Consider the following 21,739-nt stretch of genomic DNA (forward strand, 5'->3'; position numbering starts at 1 on the left):
GAGACCTCCACCTTCGGATGGTACAGCGGGTCGTCCGGGCTCCGGTTCTCCGGGTACTCCGGGTAGTAGTGCTTAATCTCCTTCCCGAGCCTGTGACCTTTGACCAGCTGGCCCGCGCGGGGTGTGTCGACCGTCGTCGCCACGTGATACCCTGGAAGCTTCGAGTGGTTCGCGTGGTGTCGACGGACCCCGGACCGGTCGCTTTCGAGCAGCTGGTGAATCCGCTCGATAGGCCCATCCGCGGCATACACCGGACCCGACAGAGACCGCTTCGGACGGACGTACACGGCCGCGTCGTTGATGTTCGACGTGCGCGCCGGGTCCGAGAAGTATTTCCTGTGGATACCGAACGCAGCCATCGCCTCCTGAACGACGTCGAGGTACAGGTCGAAGTCGATATTCGACCCCTGAACCTGCACGTCCAGGTACGGCTGGCCGATGTCCATGTAGCCGTCTACCGACGAGACCTCGCCCGTCCCGTCGTCCTTGACCTTCATGTCCGGCCAGCGCGGGCGCACCGTAATCGTGCCGCCCCGGATACGAGCCGACCGGTCCGCGCGCTCGTTGTCGTACAGGCTATCCCGCGCGACGAAGTGGACCCGGAACAGGGGGACCGTTTCGAGTCCGTAGTTCGGCGCGACCGACGGGTCCGGGGGGAGGATGGGCTGGTGCTGGTAGTCGAACGACGCGGCCCATCGGTCGCCGTCGAGGTTGAAGTCCGCCGTCGGTTTCCCCGACGTACTCCAGCCGTGGTGGTCCTTCCGTACCGAGTCGAGCGCGTAGTACGGCTTCAGCGCGTACCGCGTGAAGTGAAAGTGTACGTCGAACTCGTGGCACTGCGGTCGGACGAACTGCTGAAAGCTCACTGCTCGACACCCCCATCAGTGGCGACGTGATAGGCACCAAGCCCCTGCTGTTCACTCCGGGTGTCTCCCTCCACGGCAGCGAGCCAATGGTAGAGGAGTCGCCGGAGGTAGGGAGCAGGGACAGCGTGGCGTTTCAGTCCGCGTGCGGGCCAGTCGTGGCCGTACCCCTTCGCGAGTCGCCATCCCTCGTTAGTCCCGACCCATGCGTTTCCATGCTTTCCTTGGTCCGCGAGTGGACCGTCGTCGGGCCGGAATCGGGGAGAACGGTCGGGTTCCGGAACTGTAAACGAGGTTTCGAACGCTCGGGGGTAGTGAATCGGCATCCCGAACATCCCACCCGAGAACGTCACAGGGTCCCGAAGCGGAGCCTGTGGAACGTTCTCGATGATGTAGTGGTCGGCGTACTCGCGGCAAACACGTCGGGCGTCGTCGATGTAATCCGGGTGTGAATCACGGTTGTTCCCGGCAGTCGCACGACTGAATCGCTGGCATGGGGGATGAGCAACCGCCAAGTCGAACGAACCGGTGATGGGAGGGTTCCGCGCATCGCCCTGAACCACGTCGCTGAACGGGTTCGTGTCAGGTTCGATGCCGACGCGAGTGACCGCGCCGTACGTGTGCAGAACCTCGTCCTCGACGCCGATGTCCGCGTACAGGTGGAGGATTTGGCGCGTCATCGTCGCACCTCCCAAGCGTCGGCCGCCTCGACCCACGAGCCCGACTCGGGAGCGACCAGCTTCAGCTCGTACTCGCCGCTCACCGGGTCCGTGAAGGCATCGACGCGCTCACCGGAGCGCGGCCAGTCCCACCGTGTCGTCTCTCCCGTGTGTGCGTCGTACAGGCGCGACGCACGCACGAACACGCTATTCATCGTCCTCACCCCCGCACTCGATGGCTTCGAGAGACGGAGCGACGCGCTCGGCTCCAGTGCGCTCTAGTCGACGAGAACAGCCATGCAGGTGCCCGGCTTCGGACCCGTCGGTCAGACGGGTACAGCGGGTCCCACACTCGTCACAGCGGAACTCGCGGGACGTGGTGGGAACGGGCTTCGATTGCTCACGCGCTCGGAGCTCGTCGCGCGAGATACCGAACCGACGTTCGGTACTCACGCAGACCACCCCCGAGGCGGAGCTGAGGCTCGTCGCTTAGCGTCTGAAACCGAAGTGGAGAAAAACCCACAGAGAGGCGCTCTCTGGGGTTTATTTCGTATCCGCCCTCCCCGATTTGAACGGGGGGCAAGTCGATCTACAGTCGACTGCTCTACCAGTCTGAGCTAAGGGCGGGCGTACTCTCACGTAGTCGCCGAGTACGATTTAAGGGTTATCATTCGCGGTCCTGACGGGGTGTAGTACGACCGGTGTCAGACGCGGCAGATAGATTAAAATAGTTGGCGCATAGAACTGTGTGCGAAAGCGGGCATGAGTAAGATTACCGTGCGTGCGGACGACGAGTTGGTCGAGCGCCTGGAGGCGCGCGAGGAGTCGAAGAGCCAGCTCGTTCGGGAGGCGCTCCGTGCGTACCTCGACGACGAGCTCGCGGAGCCGTCGGGCGGGTCGTCGGACGGTCAGAACGACACGCTGGACGGGTTCCTTGCCGACCGGGTGACGGAGCTCGTGGACGAACGCGTCGCGTATCACATGCGCACGCATCAGCAGGACGTAAACGTGAACCTCCAGTTCGAAGGAGCGACGCCGGAGCGTGCGTCGGTGTCTGACGAACCGACGGCACAACCGGAGACGGGGGACGTCGACCGGAGCTGCGGACAGTGCGGTGAGACGCTCGACGGCGACCACGTGTACTGTCCGAACTGCGGCGAGAAGGCCTCGCGGCGGGCCTTCTGTGACTGTGGCGACGAGATCCGTTCGGACTGGGGGTTCTGTCCGAGCTGCGGGCGTCGGACGCCGGCGGCGGACGTGTTGGACTCCGCGTAGGACAAATCGGGGCTGTCGTCACACAAGACGACGAATCGGGGGTCGAAATAGGCGGTAGATTTATTATGTATGACACTGTGCATACAGTTGCGTAAGACGGGTGTCTTACACACTACGGATTCGGGAGAATACGGGGCTCCCGCGTACGGTTTCGGTGTGTAAGACGGAACGCGTGCGAAAGAATCCCACGCGGGACGTCTTACCCAAAGGGGAATCAAAACCATGGAGCGTGTGACACTGCGAATACCGAAGCAGCAGATCGAGGAAGTTGAACAGATGGTCGAGACGGGCGAGTACCCGAACCGGAGCGAGGCGATCCGGTCGGCAGTCCGTGAGATGCTCAACGAGCAGAACGACCGCTCGAACGAGAAATCCCAGCGCACCTGGGCAAAGGTCTAACGATGCAGGATATCGTCCAAGAAGCCCTCGAACACGAGGAACGAGAGCAGAAGCAGCAGGCCGACACCACGGGTGACGAGTTCGGCGATCCGCGCATCGTCATCGTCGGCTGCGGTGGCGCCGGCAACAACACCGTCAACCGACTGTACAACATCGGCGTCGACGGTGCCGACACCGTCGCCATCAACACCGACAAGCAGCACCTCAAGATGATAGAGGCCGACACGAAGATCCTGGTCGGCAAGTCCCTCACAAACGGGCTCGGCGCGGGCGGCGACCCCTCGATGGGCGAGCGCGCGACCGAGATGGCCCAGGGGACCATCAAGGAGGTGCTCGGCGACGCGGACCTCGTGTTCGTGACCGCCGGCATGGGTGGCGGGACCGGTACCGGTGCCGCCCCGGTCGTCTCCAGCATCGCGAAGGAGCAGGGCGCAATCGTCGTCGGCATGGTGTCGACGCCGTTCAACGTCGAGCGCGCCCGCACGGTCAAGGCCGAGGAAGGTCTGGAGAAGCTCCGCGAGGAGGCCGACTCCATCATCGTGCTGGACAACAACCGGCTGCTCGACTACGTCCCGAACCTGCCCATCGGCAAGGCGTTCTCGGTCATGGACCAGATCATCGCCGAGACGGTCAAGGGCATCTCCGAGACCATCACCCAACCGAGTCTGATCAACCTGGACTACGCCGACATGACGTCCATCATGAACCAGGGTGGCGTCGCGGTGATGCTCGTCGGCGAGACACAGGACAAGAACAAGACGCGAGAGGTGGTGAACGACGCGATGAACCACCCGCTGCTGGACGTGGACTACCGTGGTGCATCCGGTGGACTCGTCCACATCACGGGTGGCCCGGACCTCACGCTGAAGGAGGCCGAGGGCATCGCGAACAACATCACCGAACGGCTGGAGGCCAGCGCGAACGTCATCTGGGGCGCACGCATCCAGGAGAACTACAAGGGCAAGGTCCGCGTCATGGCGATCATGACGGGCGTCCAGAGCGCGCAGGTGCTCGGCCCGAGCACGCAGAAGCAGGCCAACAAGTCCCGCCAGGCCATCGACGGCGTCGACGAGGCTGAGTTCGAAGCCCAGCCCGGCGGTCAGCCGGTCCAGAACAGCGGCGGCGGCCAGTCCGTCAACGGCGGCGGCCAGTCCGTCAACGGTGGCGGCGACTCGAACTCCGGCAGCACCTGGGGCGACGGCGGCCAGGACGAGATCGAGCAGAACAACGGACTCGACGTCATCCGCTGACTCGGTATCCGCACCTTCTTTCGACCCGACCGGCCAGCGGCGGCGCTGGCCGACTCAGTCCAGCACGGACGTAAACGTCGTCTCGGACCGGAAGACGCCGGTCGCGACGGCGAACGGGTCGAGCGTCTCGTCGCCGTCGGTGACGTGCCAGTCGCCGTTCTCGACCCACTCCCAGCCGGCGTCGCGGACGAGCGTCTCACCGCAGTAGCTGCCGAACGAGCGGACGACGCGCTCGAACGCGCGTGCGTCGGCGCTTCCGTCCGAGTCCGGTTCGACACCGACGAACCGGTGCGATTCGAACCGTTCGTCGACGGCGTCGTCGAGCCGCGCGAGCGAGTCGGTCGTGAAGTCCAGGTCGTAGTCGCTCCAGAAGTCGGCACACTCCTCGGCCTCCTGGGCGAACAGCTCCGGTGGGGTCGACGGCTGCTCCGGCTCGACGGGGTCGCGGTCGGGCTGGTCGCCGTCGTCGTCGGACGGTGCGGTGGCGTACATCCGGTCGGGGTCGGCCGTCGGTGTCGCACGCTCGGCCGGGTTCTCGACCGAATCGTCCGACGGCGACGACCGCAGTAGCCTCCGTAGCGTGTCGAGCAGTCCCATGGTCGCCGTTCCGTGGCGCGTCCCAAATCGGTTTCGGGGTGCGTGTCTTACGCGTGCGGCGGCTGCCGTGAGAGCCCCCGTGGCGTATTCCGGCACGGAAGGCGGTCTGAAAACTATAAGCGGGTGCCCCGAAGACGCTCGAACATGGCGAACACGTCGACGACCGACCGGTCCCGGTCGGCGGTGCGACGGGTGTCGACGAACGGCTGGCCGCTCGACGCCACGGCCACGCTCCTGTCGGTTCTGGTGCTCGCGGGAGCGACCGGGCTCTCGCTGACCGCCGTCGCAGCGCCGGCACCGTCGCGGGGTGGTACAGCGTGAGCGGCCGGTGGCGCACTGGTGCCAGGGCGGTGACGACGGCGGTGCTCTGTGGGACCGCCCTCACCGGCGGCGTGGCAGCCCACGGCGGCGAGACGACGGGTCTCCACGACGCACCGCTGGCACTCGGACTGTTCGGGTTCGGTGTCGTCCTCGTGGGCGTGAGCCTCTACGCCGACGCGCGGAGGGACCTCGACCGTCAGTACGTGGACGCGGGGGTCGTCGTCGGCTTCCTCGCCGTCGTGCTCGGCATCCCGGCGTACTGGCTCTAGACCGCCTCGAGCGAGTCGAGCAGCGAGCACTTCCGGCAGCGGTCGCGGGTCGTCGTCGCCCCGCAGTCCTCGCACTCGTGCAGGTCGGGGCCGTCGCCGTCCTCGTCGTACCGGTCCGCGAGCACGCCCGCGAGCTCCTCGTAGCCGGCCATGATGGAGTGGCGCGTGCCGGGGTGGTTCTCCTCCAGCCCGTACAGCAGCTGCTGGATCTCGGCGCGGTAGGCCTCGCTCGAGTGCGGACACTCGGTGATGTGCGCCGGGAGGTCGCGGAGGTGGCAGTAGAGGGCGACCTCCTTCTCGGGCACGTCGCGCAGCGGCTTCGCGCGCGGGACGAACTCGTCCTGGTCGCTGCGGGCGTCGTCGCCGTCGAAGCCGCCGATGGAGGCGTCGAAGTGCTTGGCCATCTGTGCCACGTCGCCCTCCAGGAAGTTCATCATCGCCGTCTGGGCCTCGTCGTCGAGGTTGTGGCCGGTCAGCAGCTTGTCCGCGCCGAACTCGTCGGCGTAGCGCTCCAGCAGGTCGCGTCGGAACACGCCGCAGTAGGCGCAGGCGGCCATGTTCTCGGGGTCGTCCTCGACCACGTCGTCCATCCGGACGCCGAACTCGTCCTCGTAGGTGACGAGCTCGTGCCGCAGCGAGAGCTCGTCGGCGAGCTCGACGCAGGCGCCGACGCTCTCGTCGCGGTAGCCCTCGATACCCTCGTGGATGGTCAGCGCGACCAGCTCGATGCGGGGGTCCTCGGCGAACGTCTCGTCGAGGATGTGGGTGAGGACGACGCTGTCTTTGCCGCCGGAGAGCCCGATGACCCACGTCTCGGGGTCGTCGGGCGTCGCGTCGCGTGGCACCAGGCCGTCCTCGCGGACGCGCTTTCGCACCCGCTTCTCGACGGTTTCGCAGAAATGCGACTCGCAGAGGTGCGCGCCGGAGTAGGCGGCGTGCATCACGGCCTCCCTTCCGCACCTGGTGCACTCGGTCATCGCTCGTCGGTTGTCGACGGCCCGGGAAACGCGTTTCGGGTCCGTACGCCCCGCCTCGCTCATCTCGAAAGTGATTTGATACCAGATGTGTTGAAATAACGCAACGATGTACCCCTCGAACTCCCGCCGACAGCCCGTCCCCGGGCGTGAGTCCCCGTGACCACCCGCGACACCACCTACGTCGACCGCACACTCCCTGGCGTGGGTGTCGCCAGGGACGCGATGGGCGAACTGGCCGCCGCGGAGCCAGCCTTCGACCTCGACGCGCTCTGTCGGGTGCTCTACCCGGTCGTCCGTGCCCGCGTCGCCTACCGGCCCGTCGACGGCTGGGCCGGCGACGACGACCACCGCCGGCACGCGTTCGTGCTCGTCGACGGCCTCGGCAAGGGCCACGAGGCCGACCTGACGTCGTACGCGGCGAGCGCCGGGAACCCCGAGCACGTCGACCTCGACGAGCGCTACGACCTGCACGGCGATGGGGGGCCGGATGCGACGCTGCCGATGCGCTTCCGGCGGTCCGACCGGGAGGCCGCCGAACTACTCCGAGCGCGTATCGAGCGCGCCGCGGACCAGGAGCCGGACGCGGTCGAGGAGCTCCGTTCGGGGCTCGGGCTTCCGGCCGACTTCTCGCCCGACGGCTTCGTCTCTGTCGACGACGTGACGCGGGTCTACCTGCCGTTCTGGGTCGCCGCGTTCACGAGCGACGAGCACCCCGACCGCTTCGGTGCCGTCCGCGAGTTCGGCACGGCCGACGGCCGGGGGCGGGTCCACGACGAGCGGTGGCTCTCGCAGTACGTCTCCGAGACGGAAGCGGTGATGGACCGGGTCCGGTCGGCCGGCCGCCTCGATGGCGCGGATGGCACCGGTCCCGCAGCCGAGCCGGCGTTCACCGTGCCCGACGGCGTCGAACTGAACGTCGAGTCGCTGCTGGAGACCGAGCCCGGTCGCGAGTTCGCCGACGTGGGCGGCATGGCCGACCTGAAGGCGCTGCTCGAGGAGCGCGTGCTCTCGCCGCTGCGCGAGCCCGAGCGCTACCGCGAGTACGACCTCGGCGTCACGAACGGTATCCTGTTCCACGGCCCGCCGGGCTGTGGGAAGACGTACATCGCCGGCGCGCTGGCCGGCGAACTCGACCACAACTTCGTCGAGCTCTCGCCGGCGGACCTCACGAGCAAGTGGGTCGGCGAGGCCGCCGAGAACGTCCAGGACGTGTTCGCCGTCGCGCGTGCGAACCAGCCCTGTCTCGTCTTCCTCGACGAGATCGACGCGGTCGCCGCCAGCCGGGACAACGACATGACCAACAGCGAGCAGCAGATGGTCAACCAGCTGCTGACCGAGCTGCAGGCGGTCGACGGCGAGGACGTCGTCGTGCTCGGCGCGACGAACTTCCTCGCGGACGTCGACGACGCCGTCCTCCGCTCCGGTCGCTTCGACGAGCGCATCGAGGTGCCGCCGCCGGATGCCGACGCTCGCGCCGCGATACTGCGAGTGCACCTCGCTGGCCGGCCGACGGTCGAGGACATCGACCTCTCGGGGACCGTCGAGCGCACCGAGGGCTACGCCTCGAGCGACCTCGAACTCGTCGCCGAGACCGCTGCCCGCGAGGCCCTCGCCGAGGACTGCGCCATCGACGAGTCGCACCTGCGAGCCGCGGTCGGCGAGACGACCACCTCGATCCCCTCGTGGCTCGACCGCTACGACCACGTCGACCCGGCCGCGGCCGCCACGGGCGTCGCGGAGGAGAACGTCCGCCAGCCGCCGGGTGTCGACCTCGACGCGGCCGACATCGTCGAGGGTGAGCCGTCGCTGACGCTCGCGGACATCGACGGCCTGCCGGACGCCGTCGAGCGCCTCCGCGAGCGCGTGCTCGCCCCGCTGTCCGACGCCGAGCGGTACGAGTCCTACGGCGTCGGGAGCCTCGACGGCGCGCTGCTGTACGGGCCGCCGGGCTGTGGCAAGAGCACGCTCTGTGCGGCCGTCGCGGGCGACCTCGGCGTCCCACTCGTCCGGGTGACGCCCGCGCGCCTCGCCGGCGACTGGGGGGACGACCCGAGTGAGGCACTCGACGCCGCCTTCGAGGTGGCCCGCGCGAACGCGCCCTGCGTCGTCCTCGTCGACGACCTCGACGTGCTCGCGGGGACCGACCACCGCTCCGGCGGTATCCCGTCGGCGTTCGCCCATCAGCTCCGGGGCGCGCTGCGAGACACCCGGGACGACGAGGTGGTCGTCCTCGGTGCCGCCACGCTGGTCGACCACGTCGCGACGGAGGTGCTCCACTCGGGCTGCTTCGACGAACGCATCGAGGTCCCGCCGCCGGACCGTGAGCGCCGGGCCGCCGTCCTTCGCGAGCACGTCGACGACCGGCTCGTCGAGTCGGTCGACTGGCGTGCCGTCGCGGACCGCGCGGCCGGCTACGCCGTCGCCGACCTGGAGACGGTCGCGACGCTCGCGATGCGGGCGGCCCTGCGTGCCGACGGCGCGGTGACGACCGAGCGGCTGCTCGACGCGGTCGCCGAGACCGGCTCCAGCATCGAGAACTGGGCGGGGCTCGACGAGTACAGCGACAGCGACCACGGCTCCGGGTTGCGCTACATCTCCTGACGCGGTCGACCCCCGTGTCACCCGTTGTTCCCCGTCCTCTGTGTGTCTTAGACTGCGTCCAGCCCGCCGTCCACCGCCGCCAGCAGCTGCTCGACGTACTCGTCGCGACGGCGCGAGGAGAACAGTTCGTGGCCGCCCTCGTACACCCGAACCTGGTCGGCGTCGGCGGCCTCGCCGATGGCCCTGACGCTGACGACCTGGTCCCGGAGCGAGCAGAACACCACGGCGTCCGCGTCGACCTCAGGTCGGTTGCGGTGGCCGCGACTCGCTTCCCGAACGAACCGCGGCGACACCTTCCCTGGGATGGCCGACAGCTGGCGGTCGGTCGTCAGCTCCCCGATGGCGCGGCGGTCGTCGACGCCCGACGGGACGAGTTTGGCACCGACCCCGAGCTTCGCGACGAGCGAGAACAGCGCGCCCTTCGACTCCGGCGGGAAGTCCCACCACGGGCTCAGGTAGGTGGTCGTCTCGGCTCCCTCGATGTACGCGGCGATGAGCCCGCCCGTGCTGTGTCCGGCGAGCCGGAACTCGCCGAGGTCCGCGCAGTACGACCGCACCGGCTCGACGTAGTCCGCGTCGAAGTCGTCGGGGAACACCGGAATCTGGAGCGCGTGGACCCGGTAGCCAGCGTCGGCGAACTGTCCGACCAGCCAGTCGACGTTCTCGTGCTCGTGGCGGTTCCCCCAGCCGAGGACGAACACCAGGTCGGACGACCCGTCCTCGTTCGTGACTCGTGCTTGCATACCACGCTCGTCGAACCGGCTCGGCATAAACGCCCCAGAACTGTCGACCCGCTGTCTCGGGTTTTCTTCCGGGTGCGCCCCCGGAGGGTCCGCCGCTGCGTCGGACACGTATTTGTGCCCTCCCCTGCAAGCCCGTGCCATGCCTCCGGCGTCCCGCCGTGCGGTCCTGACCGCCGCCGTCGCGAGCCTGGGCGGCTGCCTCAGCACGTTCGACACGGTCGACGCACCCGGGACCCACCCGCCCGACGCCGAACTCCGCCTCGACATCGAACGCCCCGGCGAGAACGGCGAACGCGTCTACGTCCACAACGACGGCGGGGTTGACGTCCCGATGCGTGGCTACACGCTCGAGTACGACGACGGTGCAGTCTACGAGTTCGACCGCCTCACGCTCGACCCCGGGAGCTGGGTCGCCGTCGAGTCGACGAGCGTCCTCGAGGGCATGGACCGCTCCGACCCCCCGAAGTTCGTCCGCGGCGCGAACCGCGACGAACAGCTCTGCCCGGACGGCCGCGTCACCCTCGTCGGCCCTCGGGGCACCATCGTCGGCAGTACGACCTGTCCCGGCTGAACGGTCGGTACGTGGGTGGACGCGACCACGGTGCCCCACTGGCAGGCATCGGTCACAGCAACCGACAGCGCAATCCGGGTGCGTGCTCGCCCGGCGAGCACGAGCACCGACCAGTTCGGAGAAACCCGAAACGACGCGACATGGGTTCCACAGCACTCACGTCCCCGAACACCCTGCCGGAGAGCAATGAGCGAATCGTGGCGCACCCGGCTGCAGCGGCTCGGCTTCAACCTGTGGCCGTCGTACCGGGGCACCGGCGGCCGAGTCCGGTACATCGCCGAGGACTGGCAGGAGGTCAGAGTCGAGATCCCCCGGAACCTCCGGACGCGGAACTACATGGGGACGACGTTCGGCGGGAGCATCTACGGCGCGTGTGACCCCATCTACGCGATGATGCTCATCCAGGCGCTCCCCGACGAGTACACCGTGTGGGACAAGGCCGCCTCGGTCCGATTCCGTCGCCCGGGCACCGAGGACCTGTACGCCCGGTTCCGCCTGCCCGACGACGAGCTGGCGAGCATCCGAGAGCGGCTGGAGCGCGAGGAGAGCATCGACCGCGAGTACGAGGTCGACGTCGTCGCTGCCGACGGGACGACCCACGCGACCGTCGAGAAGACCGTGTACGTCGGGCGGGACTGACCGGGACGACCGCCGAGGAGCGAGGGCATTATCCACCTCCGACGACTACCCGCGGGTATGAGTCTCCCACGCGACGACGCGCTCGACCGCGTCGCGGCCATCCTCGACACCGTCGAGTCCGAGCAGCTGCCCGTGCCGGTGCGCGAGGTCTGGGTGTACGGCGACCTGGCGCTCGGGCTGGACCCCGTCGACCGCCTCGACGTCTACCTGACGAAGGACATCCTGCTCGGCGGCGACGCCTCCCGCGCCGACGAGTTCGAGGCCGAGTACGGCGTCCAGGGCGTCGGGCAGACGGTCCGCACGGAGTGGGCCGACGCGTACCCGGAGCACCTGCGTGCGAACGCCAACGGCCACGCCGCCCCCGAGAAGTGTCTTGGTGCACACCTGCTCCCGGACGACGACGAGCCCGTCCACCTGGAGGTCTGCAACGCCAGCTTCGACGACAACGTGACTCAGCGCCTCGCCGGGGCGAAACGCCGGGAGGACTGGTCGACGCTGCTCGACCCGCGCGGCGTCTGCCTCTGGGTCGACGGCCAGCGCAGCGACGAGGCGATGCGGAAGCTCCGCGAGTCCGAACTGGCGCTCCCGACGCTCTCGCGGGCGCTCGGGATGCTCGGGCTCGAGGAGGAGCAGGCGCAGGCGGCGGCGTCGGAACTGCACGACTGGCGCGAGCAGCAGGAGGGCGCGACGGTGCGCGGGGACGTCGTCTAGTCGTCGCCGGCCTGGATCTGTCCGGGGTTCGGCGCCGCGGTCCCGGCGTCGTCGACGTCGAAGCCACGGAGCATCTCACTGAGCGACGCCGCCCGATGTGAGAGCTGTTCGACCGTCTCCGAGACCGCCGTGACGTTCGCCGTCTGCTCCTCGGCGGCCGCCGCGACGGTCTCCGTCTCCTCGGTGGTCTGTGCCGCGATGCCGGCGGCGTCCTCGACGGCCGCGACGACCTCCTCCGTCGTCGCCGCCTGCTGCTCGGTCGCCGCCGAGATCTCCTGCACCCCCTCGTTGGTCTCCTGGGCGTACGCGGCGACCTCGTCGAGGGCGGTGATCGCCTGCTCGATGGACTCGGCGTCGGCATCGATGCGCGCTGCCGTCCGCTGGACCTGCTGCGACGCCCGCTCGGTCTGCTCGGCGATGCGTTCGAGCCGGCGTTCGATGTCCTCGGTGGCGTTTTTCGTCTCCTGTGCGAGGTCTTTCACCTGCTCGGCGACCACGCCGAACCCGGTGGCGTCCCCCTCGCCACCGCCGCGGGAGGCCTCGATGTTCGCGTTGAGCGCCAACATGTTCGTCTCCTTCGCCAGCCCGGAGACGAACTCGATGAGCTCGTCCACCTGCTCGACCTCCGCCTCGAGCGCCTCGATCTCGTCGACGGCTGTCTCGGACCCGGCCTCTATCTCCCGGAGTCCCTCGATTGCGTCCTCGGCGGCGTTCTGGCCGCGTTCCCCCGTCACCGCCGTCCGTTCGGCCAGGTCGGCGACCTCGTTCGAGGAGGCCGCGATCTCCTCGGTCGTCGTCGAGAGGTCCTCCATCTCCGAGGCGACGGTGCCGAGCGTGTCGCTCTGGCGTTCCGCGCCGATAGAGATCTCCTGGACGGACTCCGTGACCTGCTCCGATGCATCCTTCACCTCGGCGACGCTCTCCGCCGCGGTCTGGCTCGCGTCGTCGACCTGCGCGGCGAACTGCTTCGAGGAGCGGACCGTCTCCTCGATGTCGTCGAGCATCGCGTTGAACGACGTCGCGACGGTGCTCATCGCCTCGGACTCGGTGTCCGGGTCGAGTCGCCGTGTCAGGTCGCCGTCCGCGCACGACTGCATCACGGTTCCGTACTCGTCTGCCGTCTCCCGGAGCTGGCGACTGAACTGCTCGGACTCCTGCCGGGCGGCTTCGGCGGTCCGGCGAGCCGCCCGTGCCTCCTCGATCTGCTCCTTCAGCGACCGCCGCATCTCGTCGAACCCACGCGCCAGGTCGCCGAGCTCGTCCGCGCGGCTGGATTCGACCGGCGTCTCGAGGTCACCGTCCTGCAGCCGGTCAGCGCTCGCCGAGAGCCGGGAGATCGACCGGACCGTGTTCCGCCCGAGCGTGAGCCCGAACACCACCATGCCGAGGACGACGACCGCGAGCATCGCGCCGAGCTGGCGCTGGACCGTCTGCTGGAGCGCGAACGCCGACGCCCTCGGAACGCGCGTGGTCGTCGTCCACGGCTGCGTGGTCGCCGACGCGTAGCCGACGGCCAGCTCGTTCCCGCTTCCGTTGACCGCCCCCGTGTACCCACTGCTGCCGTCCAGGGGCTGGCTCCCCACCGAGTCGTCGGTCAGCAGCACCGACGGGTCCTGTGCGAGGACGACCTTTCCGCGGTCGTCGAGCACCCTGACCGTGTTCGCGTCACCCAGGACGACCCTCGAGAGCGCCCGGAGGTCCACGACGGAGACGATGATGGTCTCCTCGTGACTGTCGTGGATGGACCCCGGCATCCGGCTGACCAGCGCGAGCACGGGCTGGCCGGACTCCAGCCTGAACGCAGTGGTGGTGACGACGTTCGCCTCGGGTGCGGCGTCCAGTGCGCTCTGCACGTGCGTCGAGAGCGACGGCTGGACGTCCCGCGAGTCGTCACGGAAGCCGGACTGCGAACCACCGTAGACGACGACCCGGTCGGTCGTCGTGTTCACGTAGTACGCGCCGGCTATCGCCTCCTGCTCGGCGAGCTCCGTGAGCCGACTCGTCATCACGCGGTCGTTCTCGTTCCGGAAGGCGTTCGTCCGCCGTATCGACTCCATCTGGCCGGCTGTGGTCCGGAACCAGCCGTCGATGTACTGTGTCTGTATCGAGGCCTCGTTCCGTAGCTCGGCCCTCGTGTCCTCCTCGATGGCGGCCCCGGTCGTATCGTAGATGAAGTAGCCGAACCCACCGACGATGCCGAGTAACACCACGAGCGCGAGCGTGAACTTGACCGCGTAGCTCGTTCCGATCCGTTTGGGTAGTAGCCCCGGTCCCATCGACGAGATGTCGATGACGTGCGAGCATCAAACTTCGTAATATTGATATTTCCGGGCCGGTGTGTGGACGTGTCTCTCGGAACGGTTGGGTACGGGAACGTTCGGCACAGGTCACCGGGGTCGCTCGCCGTCCCGTCGTCGCCGCGCTGGTTCGAGGTTCGTCGCTGCGCCTAGAACCCCTCCTCGAACCAGAACGTGCCGTCCTGCTGGACGAGCTCGCCGTCGATGGTGATGTTCGAGTCCTCGCTCATGTCGACGATCATGTCCATGTGGATGGCGGACTCGTTGCGTTCCACGTCGCAGTCCTCGGGGACGTTCTCCTCGTAGGCGCGGCCGAGCGCCATGTGGACGGTGTCGCCCATCTTCTCGTCGAACAGCATGTTGTCGGTGAACCGGTCGATGTCGCGGTTCATGCCGATACCCAGTTCACCGAGGCGCTTTGCGCCCTCGTCCGTCTCCAGAACCGCGGCCAGCACCTCCTCGTTCTTCGCGGCGCTGAAGTCGACGACTTCTCCCTCCTCGAACTGCAGGTACACGTCCTGTACCTCGCGGCCGTGGGCCATCAGCGGCATGTCGAACAGCACCTCGCCCTCCACGCTGTCCGGCACCGGTGCGGTGAACACCTCGCCGCCGGGGAGGTTGTTCTCGGCGTGGTCGTTCTTCGCGACGGTGCCCTCGATGCTCATCACGATATCGGTGGTGTCGCCCGAGACGATGTGGACCTCGCTGCCCGCGTCGAGCTTCTCGGCCATCGGCTGCTGGAACTCGCGCTGGGCCTCCCAATCCTTGTTGATTGCAGCCCAGACGAACTCCTCGTAGGCCTCGGTGCTCATCTCGGCGTCCTGAGCGTTGCCGGGCGCGGGGTACTGCGTCCCGACCCAGCGCTTGGCCATCATCTTCGACTGGATGGGCTGGAAGAGCGTCGCCATCGCCGTGTTCTTCTCCGGCGGGATGTCGCCCTGCTCGTGTGTGTTCCGCGCGGCGCGGATGCCGACGGCCGCGTCGACGTTTTCGACCATCGCCTCGAGTGTGTCCGGAACCTCGCCGTACACCTCGGGGTCCATCGCGTGCATGAACGCCCGGTGCGCCCGCGACGGTCGGCTCCAGACGATGGGGAACGCGCCGCGCTTCCCGATCTCCTCGTGGAGGGCTATCAGCAGGTCCTCGGCCAGCTCGCCGCCGGAGAGGAGCACCTCGTCACCGGCCTGGAGGTCGATGGAGTGGTCGACGATGATGCGTGCGTGTTCCCTGACTCTCTCGTCCATACCGATGGCTCTCCCCGACGGGAGATAACGGTTTTCAGAAGGGGAATTCTGTATAGTGGTTGATGGTTTGTTGCGGGGGAGCCCCCGCCTGCTCGACCCCGCTGGACGGCTCGTTGGCGCTCGAGACCGCCCTACTGCTCCACGGCTCGCTGGGGCTGGCCGGTCCGGTCCGAGGTTCCTCGCTGCCCCTCGGAATCGCCCTGCTATTCGAACCTGAACGTCCCGTCGCGCTGGACGACCTCGCCGTCGACCTCGATGAAGCTGTCCTCGCTCATGTCGACGAGCAGGTCGACGTGGAGCGAGCTCTCGTTGCCGGACATGCCCTCGGGTACGACCTCGTCGAGACAGCGCCCGAGGGCGAGGTGAACGGTGTCGCCCATCTTCTCGTCGAACAGCATGTGGTTCGTGAGCCGGTCGATGTCGCGGTTCATCCCGATGCCGAGCTCGCCCAGCCGGTCTGAGCCGTCGTCCCGGTCCAGGATCGACCCCAGCGCCTCCTCGCCCGAGTCGGCCTCGAACTCGATGACCGCGCCGTCCTCGAACCGGAGCCAGACGTTCTCGAGCTCCTCGCCGCGGGTGACGACGGGGAGGTCGAACAGCACCTCCCCCTCGACGCTGTCGGGGACCGGAACGGTGTACGCCTCGCCGCCGGGCAGGTTCCGCTTCGCGTGGTCGTTCCCGGCGTCCATCCCCGCGACACTCATGCGGATGTCGGTGCGGTCACCGCTGACGATGCGAACCTCGTCGGCCGGCTCCAAAATCTCCACCATCTGCTGCTGGAACTCCCGCTGTGCCTCCCAGTCCTTGTCGATGGCGTCGTAGACGAATGCCTCGTAGGCGTCGGTGCTCATCTCGGCCTCCTGGGCGTTGCCCGGCAACGGGTGCATCGTCCCGACCCACGGCATGTCGAGGTGTTCCTCCATGAGTGGCTGATTCACTTCGCCCAGCGCGTTCGACACCTCTTCGGGCACGTCGACCGTCTCGCGGGTGTTCTCCATCCCCCAGGCCATGACGAGCTTGTCCGCCGCTTCGAGGGCCGCCAGCTTGTGCTCCTTCAGCGCCGCCGCCTCGGGGTCGAACTCGCGGAGGTACGCCCTGGACGCGCGGGGACTCGCGCCGATGCGCATCGGAATCGCGTCACGCGCCCCCAGCTCCTCGTACAGCGCGACGACGAACTCCTCGACGGCCGGCTTCGCGTCGACGAGCACCCGGTCGCCGGGCTGGACATCGAGACAGTGGTCGACGACGATGCGGGCGTGCTCCCTGATTCGGGGGTCCATGTACTGTGACCGTGCCGGGGGCCACAAAACGGCTCGCAGAAATCCGTTTCTGTGCGATTACCGAGGGTCGGCGCCGGACCCCCCGACCATCGCGCCGGCGAGGACGACGCAGGCCACCGTGACGAAGCCAAAGGTCCGGATGACGGCGTGGAGCAGCTGGGCCGGCTGGACGAGGAACCGGAGCTCGGGCCACGTCACCAGCACCGGGCCGAGGAACAGGAGGACGAACCCGGCCACGGCGGTCGGGACCACGATGCCGAACACGGTCGGCCACTCGCTCGCCGGATGCCCCTCCTGTCCCCAGACGTAGCCGAGGCCGAACGGAAGAATCCAGCTGGCGTAGAAGTTCAGTGGGAGCGCCGTCAGGGTCAGGAGCCTCAACAGCGCGCGGTCCATTTGCATCCCAAACACGGAGGCGAGGCCGAATCCGTAGCTGTGTCCCCGGGCCAGACCGGCCAACAGCCCGGCGACACCGAGCGCGATGGCCCACCGGAGCGGGATGGTGGAACCCGAACCCGGATATCGACCGGTCCGTTCAGAGACACGCTCCTGCATACGTGACTGGAAGTAGGCGACCGACGCACCACCCAGGAAGACGAACGGTGTTGCCAGTATCGGGAGCAACTCGACGAGGGCGAACCCGACCATCCCGAGCGGCCACCCGTAGGCCGCCTGCTCGGGGAACAGGAACCGGGGGAGCACGGCCACCCCGAACCCGAGGAGGTACGAGGCCGTGACGGTCCCCAGGGCGGGCAGGTACTCGGACTCCACCGACACGTCCGTGGCCCACAGGTAGCCGACGGCCAGCAGCAGGAACGGGTTCAGCACCGCCAGCAGGAGCCGCAGGTAGCGGGCCGAGAACGCCTCGGTGAGGACCGCCGGATACGTGCTGAACGCGACTGCTGCACCCTGTACCGCGCCGACCAGCAACCCGACCACACCGAGCACGGGGAGCCAACGTCGTGGATTCCCGTCCGTCCGTGCTCGGACATCCGAAACGTGTGCGTTCGTATCAGTCATCGGTAATCAGTTCCGTAGTACGGGACACGACTTGCTGTCCGCAGATAAACCTTGCCGGCGGGGGCGGGTCGAGGGCCGAACTGTCGGTGCACTCGATGTCTCGTCGGGCTGGTAGTCCCGACGTCGGTCGCTGCGCTCGCCGCTCGCGTTCCGGAGATTCTCGCTCGCTGGCGCTCGCTCCGAATCTCCCTATCCCTCGAACCCGTCCTCGAACCGGAACGTCCCGTCGCGCTGGACGACCTCGCCGTCGACCTCGATGAAGCTATCCTCGCTCATGTCGACGATCATGTCCATGTGCATCGCGCTCTCGTTCATCGGCCGGCCGTCGGGGACGGTGTGCTCGATGGCCTGCCCGATGGCGAGATGGATGGTGTCGCCCATCTTCTCGTCGAACAGTATGTTGTAGGTGAACCGGTCGATGTCGCGGTTCATGCCGATACCGAGCTCGCCGAGGCGGCGCGCCCCCTCGTCGGTGTCGAGGACGGCCCCGAGTACGTCCTCGTTCTTCGCTGCGGAATGCTCGACGACCGCACCGTCCTCGAAGCGGAGCCAGGCGTCCACTATCTCGCGGCCCTGTGCCATGAGCGGCTTGTCGAACAGCACCTCGCCTTCGACCGAATCGGGGACGGGTGCGGTGTACACCTCGCCGCCGGGGAGGTTGAGTTCGGCGTAGTCGTTCGCCGTGACCATGCCCTCGACGCTCATCCGGATGTCGGTGGTGTCGCCGGAGACGATGTGAACCTCGTCGGCGGGGTCCAGGATTTCGACCATGTTCGCCTGGAACTCGCGCTGTTCGTCCCAGTCCTTGTTGACGGCATTGTAGACGAACTCCTCGTAGGCGGCGGTGCTCATCTCGGCGTCCTGGGCGTTCCCCGGTGCGGGGTACTGCGTCCCGACCCAGCGCTTGCCCATGCGTTCCTCCTGGACCGGCTTCCAGGCCTGGGCCAGCGCGCTCCGTGTCTCGGGCGGGACGTCGCCCGTCTCGCTCGTGTTCGTGTCGCCGCGGACGATGATGACGACGTCCGTCTCCTCCATCTCGGCGAGCTTGTGCTCGGGAAGCGTGAACTCGTCGGGGTCGGACGCGCGCATGAACGCCCGGCTCGCCCGCGAACTGTTGAAGCTGTAGGAGGGGTTCGCGCCGACCTCCCCAAGCTTCTCGGCGATGGCGACCACCAGGTCCTCCGCGACCGGCGGTGCGCTGACGATGACGTTGTCACCTTCCTCGACCGCTGTGGAGTGCTCGACGATAATCTCCGCGTGTTCTCGGACTCGTGGGTCCATGTGCGACTGGACTCGCGGTCGCAAGTTAACGGTTTCCAGAAGAATCGTTCGGTCGCTCAGCTGGTGGTTCGCTCGGTGTCGAGGATGACACCCCGCTCGTCGAGGGTCAGGTCGAGGACCTCGTCGTCGGCCTCGACGCGGACCCGGTACCGTGGCGGGTCCGCACTCGTGCGTGTCGTCTCGCCGTCGGTGAGTAACGGGAGCGTCCACGGGAGGCGGTCGACCACGTCGATACCGTGGTCGTGGCAGAAGCCGACGAACGCGGGGTGGCGGAGGACGGCTGCACCGGCCGAGGAGCTGGTGAACGCGCCGCACCGACGGCAGGTGGTGGTGAAGGCGTAGTCGATGGACAGCTCCGTCTCCGTCGGGACGATCTCGCGGTCCAGCCGCCCCGAGCAGTCGGTACAGACGCCGCCGGTGACCAGCTCGATCATCGTGTACGTCTGGCGGGCAGCGAGCGAGAGGATGTCGTCCATGGAACGGTCGGCGGCTGCGCTCGGGGCAACCGAGGTCCGCATCACGGTGTGGTCGTTCTCGCAGCCGACTGCGACCTCGCCCGCGTCGAACGAGGCCCGGAGGCCCTCGTCACAGAACGGGCAGGTATCGTCGAGCGGCTCCGACTCGGGGTCGACGTCGGTGTCGTACGTCCCGGCGAGGATCGCGCCCACGACCTCGCGGCCCGCGTAGCTGAGGACGTACCCCTCGTCGGTCTCCTCGACGAACCGGCCCCGGAGCTTCCCGAGGTGGTAGTTGAATCGCCCGGAGTCGTCGATGCCCGTCCGCTCGCGCAGCTCGGAGAACGTCAGCGCGCGCTCCTCCGGGTCACCCCGTCGCGCCTCGACCAGCGCCTCGAGGATGGCGACGCGCGTCTCGTCGCCGAGAGTGGCGAAGGCGTCCGAGACGGCCGCTGCGTCCTCGACTGGCTCGGTTGCGCCCTCGCGGTCCCCGGCCGTCGACTCGTCGGTCATGGCCGAGTGCTGGGCGGCCGGCACGAAGAACCCCTAGCCGCTAACGCGGTCACGTTCCGGGCCCGACGCGACCCGTCGTGACGTAGAACGGCACCGTCTCGGTCCGTCGGTAGTCGCCGTCGGCGGCCTGCGCGGCTGCCTCGCGACCCATCTCGCGCCAGGACTCGCGCAGGTCGTCGTACTCTGCAGCCGAGAGCGTCGTCCGCAGACTGGCCTCGTCGCTGGCCAGGCCCGCGCCGCTGGCCTTCCGCGCGACGGCCTGCAGGTCCGCCTCGTCGTACGGCGGTGCGAGCGTCCGGGTGTGCTCGTAGCGCCGGGTCTCGACGTCGACCAGCCCGGCGGCTTCGAGGAGTCCGGCCGCGTCGCTCCCGAGCGCCGGGTCCACGTCGCTGCCGGCGATGTAGGCCGCCCGTGCCGCCCGCGCCAGCCCGGGCTCGGTGTCGACCGTCGACTCCACCGTGACGGCGGCGTTGTCCGGCTCGACCACCGCCACCCGCCGCCCGGCGACCCTGGCGAACTCACGCACCGCGACGACGGGGTCGGGGAGGTTCACCAGCAGCGCCTGGCAGGTCACGAGGTCGACCGCGCCGTCGCTGAACGGGAGCCGGGTCGCGTCGCCCGCCACGACGGGGACGTGCTCCCGGGCCACCGCGAGCAACGCCGGGTCCGCGTCACAGCCCACCACCTGCCCGCCGGTCTCCTCGGCGAGCACCCGCGAGAACTCGCCCGTGCCACAGCCCACGTCGAGCACGCTGTCGGCGCGCCCGAGTTCGAGCGGTTCGAGCGCCGCCCGCGAGTCGGCCCACATCCCGCTTCGGGTGTGTTCGAGGTACTCCGCGTCGAATCGTCGCACGGACGGGCTTGGAGGTGGGGTCTCAAAAGGGATTGGAACCGTTCAGACGTCCGCGCGCAGCTCCCGGACCTTGTCGACGTTCCAGGCGAAGCTGCGCCCGTCCTCGGTCGGGGTCTCGAGCACGAGCGGCACGTCACGGACCAGCTCGTGGTTGACGAACGCGCGCATGCCGTCGTCGCCGATGTAGCCGTCGCCGATGTGGGCGTGCTCGTCCTTGTTCGTTCCGCAGTCGTGCTTGGAGTCGTTGAGGTGCACGCAGGCGAGCTTCTCGGCGCCGACCACGTCGTCGAACTCGGCCATGGTCTCCGCGACGGCCTCGGGCGAGGAGAGGTCGTAGCCAGCGGCGAACATGTGGGCGGTGTCGAGGCAGACCTCGAGGTCGTGGGCGGACTGGTCGAGGACGCTCGCGAGGTGTTCGAACTGGCCGCCGAGCTTGGTGCCCGAGCCGGCGTCGGACTCGACGAGCACGGTCACGTCGTCGGGGACCTCCAGCTCGTCGAGCGCGCTCGCGGCGTTCTCGATGCCGCCCTCGACGCCGGCCCCGGTGTGCGCGCCGAGGTGGACGTTGACGTAGTCGATGTCGAGCGCGTCGGCGGCGTCGACCTCCTGCTGCATGGAGTCGACCGACTTCTCGCGGAGGCCGTCCTTCGGGGTACAGAGGTTGACGAGGTACGAGGCGTGGATGACCCACGGTCCCTCGAGCGACTCCGCGGTACCGTCGCGGAACGCCGCGGCCTCCTCGTCCTCGATGGTGCCGTGGTCCCAGACCTGCGGGGAGTGCGTGAAGATCTGTCCGCAGTTGCCGCCGATTTCGAGCTGGTTCTCGACGGCGTTGTCGACACCGCCCGCGATGGAGACGTGTGCGCCTACCTTGACCATACCGACGGGTGGGGGCAGCGGGTCAAAGTGGCTTCGGAAGCG

General features: G+C 68.2%; 23 protein-coding genes and 1 tRNA gene. 9 read left to right on the forward strand and 15 right to left on the reverse strand.

What is annotated here, in order from left to right:
* The 4 genes from BLT27_RS16525 to BLT27_RS16540 all read right to left on the reverse strand — a co-directional run.
* The coding region (locus BLT27_RS16525) for a DUF7845 domain-containing protein (RefSeq protein ID WP_455549939.1) at window positions 1-866 on the reverse strand (866 nt) is incomplete at its 3' end.
* The gene (locus tag BLT27_RS16530; protein WP_139172377.1) at window positions 863-1,558 is read right to left on the reverse strand and encodes a class I SAM-dependent methyltransferase; all 696 of its coding nucleotides are present in this window, start codon (window positions 1,556-1,558) and stop codon (window positions 863-865) included. The genes BLT27_RS16525 and BLT27_RS16530, both read right to left, overlap by 4 nt.
* Window positions 1,540-1,737 carry a hypothetical protein gene (locus BLT27_RS16535; protein WP_089735898.1) on the reverse strand — a complete coding sequence of 66 codons (198 nt, stop codon included), beginning with the start codon at window positions 1,735-1,737 and terminating at the stop codon, window positions 1,540-1,542. Before BLT27_RS16535 ends, BLT27_RS16530 begins: the two co-directional genes overlap by 19 nt.
* Before the next feature lie 338 nt (window positions 1,738-2,075).
* Window positions 2,076-2,149, reverse strand: a tRNA-Tyr gene (locus tag BLT27_RS16540).
* Between the two features lie 135 nt (window positions 2,150-2,284).
* Here BLT27_RS16540 and BLT27_RS16545 point away from each other — a divergent pair.
* The 3 genes from BLT27_RS16545 (at window position 2,285) to ftsZ (ending at window position 4,446) form a co-directional block, all read left to right on the forward strand.
* Window positions 2,285-2,797, forward strand: a complete 513-nt coding sequence (locus BLT27_RS16545; RefSeq protein WP_089735900.1) for a double zinc ribbon domain-containing protein — start codon at window positions 2,285-2,287, stop codon at window positions 2,795-2,797.
* A 222-nt stretch (window positions 2,798-3,019) separates the two neighbouring features.
* Window positions 3,020-3,196, forward strand: coding sequence for a ribbon-helix-helix domain-containing protein (locus BLT27_RS16550; RefSeq protein WP_089735902.1), 177 nt, complete (start codon window positions 3,020-3,022; stop codon window positions 3,194-3,196).
* A gap of 2 nt (window positions 3,197-3,198) precedes the next feature.
* Window positions 3,199-4,446, forward strand: a complete 1,248-nt coding sequence (gene ftsZ, locus BLT27_RS16555; RefSeq protein WP_089735904.1) for a cell division protein FtsZ — start codon at window positions 3,199-3,201, stop codon at window positions 4,444-4,446.
* Window positions 4,447-4,500: 54 nt separating this feature from the next.
* Here the strand turns inward: ftsZ and BLT27_RS16560 are convergent, their stop codons facing one another.
* Window positions 4,501-5,043 (reverse strand): hypothetical protein, encoded by a 543-nt coding sequence (locus BLT27_RS16560; RefSeq protein WP_089735906.1) that lies wholly within the window; start codon window positions 5,041-5,043, stop codon window positions 4,501-4,503.
* 144 nt (window positions 5,044-5,187) lie between these two features.
* On the opposite strand from BLT27_RS16560, the gene BLT27_RS19935 reads away from it, so the two are divergent.
* Together BLT27_RS19935 and BLT27_RS16565 are read left to right on the forward strand one after the other, a co-directional pair.
* Window positions 5,188-5,364 carry a hypothetical protein gene (locus tag BLT27_RS19935; RefSeq protein WP_175526501.1) on the forward strand — a complete coding sequence of 59 codons (177 nt, stop codon included), beginning with the start codon at window positions 5,188-5,190 and terminating at the stop codon, window positions 5,362-5,364.
* Window positions 5,361-5,633 carry a hypothetical protein gene (locus tag BLT27_RS16565; protein WP_139172378.1) on the forward strand — a complete coding sequence of 91 codons (273 nt, stop codon included), beginning with the start codon at window positions 5,361-5,363 and terminating at the stop codon, window positions 5,631-5,633. The genes BLT27_RS19935 and BLT27_RS16565 overlap by 4 nt, the downstream gene beginning before the upstream one ends.
* Here the strand turns inward: BLT27_RS16565 and ncsA are convergent.
* Complete coding sequence (gene ncsA / locus BLT27_RS16570) at window positions 5,630-6,610, reverse strand: tRNA 2-thiolation protein NcsA (RefSeq protein WP_089735970.1); 981 nt, start codon at window positions 6,608-6,610, stop codon at window positions 5,630-5,632. The genes BLT27_RS16565 and ncsA overlap by 4 nt on opposite strands.
* A 156-nt stretch (window positions 6,611-6,766) precedes the next feature.
* On the opposite strand from ncsA, the gene BLT27_RS16575 reads away from it, so the two are divergent.
* Entirely contained in the window at window positions 6,767-9,211 is a 2,445-nt protein-coding gene (locus BLT27_RS16575; protein WP_139172379.1) for an AAA family ATPase, read from the forward strand.
* 47 nt (window positions 9,212-9,258) lie between these two features.
* Here the strand turns inward: BLT27_RS16575 and BLT27_RS16580 are convergent, their stop codons facing one another.
* Window positions 9,259-9,954: an alpha/beta fold hydrolase gene (locus BLT27_RS16580; RefSeq protein WP_089735912.1), complete on the reverse strand. Its 696-nt coding sequence runs from the start codon at window positions 9,952-9,954 to the stop codon at window positions 9,259-9,261.
* Window positions 9,955-10,093: 139 nt separating this feature from the next.
* Between BLT27_RS16580 and BLT27_RS16585 the strand changes: the two genes are divergently transcribed.
* From BLT27_RS16585 to BLT27_RS16595, 3 genes are all read left to right on the forward strand, one after another.
* Window positions 10,094-10,525, forward strand: a complete 432-nt coding sequence (locus tag BLT27_RS16585) for a lamin tail domain-containing protein (protein ID WP_089735914.1) — start codon at window positions 10,094-10,096, stop codon at window positions 10,523-10,525.
* Window positions 10,526-10,711: 186 nt separating this feature from the next.
* On the forward strand, window positions 10,712-11,164 hold the full coding sequence (locus BLT27_RS16590) for a DUF4442 domain-containing protein (RefSeq protein ID WP_089735916.1): 453 nt from the start codon (window positions 10,712-10,714) through the stop codon (window positions 11,162-11,164).
* 57 nt (window positions 11,165-11,221) lie between these two features.
* Window positions 11,222-11,875: a DUF7095 family protein gene (locus BLT27_RS16595; protein WP_089735918.1), complete on the forward strand. Its 654-nt coding sequence runs from the start codon at window positions 11,222-11,224 to the stop codon at window positions 11,873-11,875.
* On the opposite strand, the gene BLT27_RS16600 is transcribed toward BLT27_RS16595, so the two are convergent.
* The 8 genes from BLT27_RS16600 to BLT27_RS16635 all read right to left on the reverse strand — a co-directional run bounded on the left by BLT27_RS16600 (window position 11,872) and on the right by BLT27_RS16635 (window position 21,697).
* A complete protein-coding gene (locus BLT27_RS16600; protein ID WP_089735920.1) occupies window positions 11,872-14,151 on the reverse strand; it encodes a methyl-accepting chemotaxis protein in 2,280 nt (759 codons plus the stop codon). The two genes, BLT27_RS16595 and BLT27_RS16600, sit on opposite strands and share 4 nt — an antisense overlap.
* A gap of 170 nt (window positions 14,152-14,321) precedes the next feature.
* Window positions 14,322-15,416, reverse strand: coding sequence for an aminopeptidase (locus tag BLT27_RS16605; RefSeq protein WP_089735922.1), 1,095 nt, complete (start codon window positions 15,414-15,416; stop codon window positions 14,322-14,324).
* A 203-nt stretch (window positions 15,417-15,619) separates the two neighbouring features.
* Window positions 15,620-16,696, reverse strand: a complete 1,077-nt coding sequence (locus BLT27_RS16610) for an aminopeptidase (protein WP_089735923.1) — start codon at window positions 16,694-16,696, stop codon at window positions 15,620-15,622.
* 57 nt (window positions 16,697-16,753) lie between these two features.
* Window positions 16,754-17,716 (reverse strand): hypothetical protein, encoded by a 963-nt coding sequence (locus BLT27_RS16615; RefSeq protein ID WP_175526502.1) that lies wholly within the window; start codon window positions 17,714-17,716, stop codon window positions 16,754-16,756.
* A 189-nt stretch (window positions 17,717-17,905) separates the two neighbouring features.
* The gene (locus BLT27_RS16620; protein ID WP_089735927.1) at window positions 17,906-18,997 is read right to left on the reverse strand and encodes an aminopeptidase; all 1,092 of its coding nucleotides are present in this window, start codon (window positions 18,995-18,997) and stop codon (window positions 17,906-17,908) included.
* A gap of 56 nt (window positions 18,998-19,053) precedes the next feature.
* Window positions 19,054-19,965: an ArsR/SmtB family transcription factor gene (locus BLT27_RS16625; RefSeq protein ID WP_089735929.1), complete on the reverse strand. Its 912-nt coding sequence runs from the start codon at window positions 19,963-19,965 to the stop codon at window positions 19,054-19,056.
* A gap of 49 nt (window positions 19,966-20,014) precedes the next feature.
* Complete coding sequence (locus BLT27_RS16630; protein WP_217639177.1) at window positions 20,015-20,818, reverse strand: methyltransferase domain-containing protein; 804 nt, start codon at window positions 20,816-20,818, stop codon at window positions 20,015-20,017.
* Between the two features lie 42 nt (window positions 20,819-20,860).
* Window positions 20,861-21,697, reverse strand: a complete 837-nt coding sequence (locus tag BLT27_RS16635; protein ID WP_089735931.1) for a deoxyribonuclease IV — start codon at window positions 21,695-21,697, stop codon at window positions 20,861-20,863.
* Between the last annotated feature and the right edge of the window lie 42 nt (window positions 21,698-21,739).

The organism is Haloarchaeobius iranensis, from assembly GCF_900103505.1.
Lineage (GTDB): Archaea > Halobacteriota > Halobacteria > Halobacteriales > Natrialbaceae > Haloarchaeobius > Haloarchaeobius iranensis.

Excerpts from the sequence above, each read along its gene's own strand:
- BLT27_RS16535 (WP_089735898.1), bottom strand. The coding sequence starts at position 1,737 with ATGAATAGCGTGTTCGTGCGTGCGTCGCGCCTGTACGACGCACACACG.
- BLT27_RS16545 (WP_089735900.1), top strand. The coding sequence starts at position 2,285 with ATGAGTAAGATTACCGTGCGTGCGGACGACGAGTTGGTCGAGCGCCTG.
- BLT27_RS16550 (WP_089735902.1), top strand. The coding sequence starts at position 3,020 with ATGGAGCGTGTGACACTGCGAATACCGAAGCAGCAGATCGAGGAAGTT.
- ftsZ (WP_089735904.1), top strand. The coding sequence starts at position 3,199 with ATGCAGGATATCGTCCAAGAAGCCCTCGAACACGAGGAACGAGAGCAG.
- BLT27_RS16560 (WP_089735906.1), bottom strand. The coding sequence starts at position 5,043 with ATGGGACTGCTCGACACGCTACGGAGGCTACTGCGGTCGTCGCCGTCG.
- BLT27_RS19935 (WP_175526501.1), top strand. The coding sequence starts at position 5,188 with ATGGCGAACACGTCGACGACCGACCGGTCCCGGTCGGCGGTGCGACGG.
- ncsA (WP_089735970.1), bottom strand. The coding sequence starts at position 6,610 with ATGACCGAGTGCACCAGGTGCGGAAGGGAGGCCGTGATGCACGCCGCC.
- BLT27_RS16580 (WP_089735912.1), bottom strand. The coding sequence starts at position 9,954 with ATGCAAGCACGAGTCACGAACGAGGACGGGTCGTCCGACCTGGTGTTC.
- BLT27_RS16585 (WP_089735914.1), top strand. The coding sequence starts at position 10,094 with ATGCCTCCGGCGTCCCGCCGTGCGGTCCTGACCGCCGCCGTCGCGAGC.
- BLT27_RS16590 (WP_089735916.1), top strand. The coding sequence starts at position 10,712 with ATGAGCGAATCGTGGCGCACCCGGCTGCAGCGGCTCGGCTTCAACCTG.
- BLT27_RS16595 (WP_089735918.1), top strand. The coding sequence starts at position 11,222 with ATGAGTCTCCCACGCGACGACGCGCTCGACCGCGTCGCGGCCATCCTC.
- BLT27_RS16600 (WP_089735920.1), bottom strand. The coding sequence starts at position 14,151 with ATGGGACCGGGGCTACTACCCAAACGGATCGGAACGAGCTACGCGGTC.
- BLT27_RS16605 (WP_089735922.1), bottom strand. The coding sequence starts at position 15,416 with ATGGACGAGAGAGTCAGGGAACACGCACGCATCATCGTCGACCACTCC.
- BLT27_RS16610 (WP_089735923.1), bottom strand. The coding sequence starts at position 16,696 with ATGGACCCCCGAATCAGGGAGCACGCCCGCATCGTCGTCGACCACTGT.
- BLT27_RS16615 (WP_175526502.1), bottom strand. The coding sequence starts at position 17,716 with ATGACTGATACGAACGCACACGTTTCGGATGTCCGAGCACGGACGGAC.
- BLT27_RS16620 (WP_089735927.1), bottom strand. The coding sequence starts at position 18,997 with ATGGACCCACGAGTCCGAGAACACGCGGAGATTATCGTCGAGCACTCC.
- BLT27_RS16625 (WP_089735929.1), bottom strand. The coding sequence starts at position 19,965 with ATGACCGACGAGTCGACGGCCGGGGACCGCGAGGGCGCAACCGAGCCA.
- BLT27_RS16635 (WP_089735931.1), bottom strand. The coding sequence starts at position 21,697 with ATGGTCAAGGTAGGCGCACACGTCTCCATCGCGGGCGGTGTCGACAAC.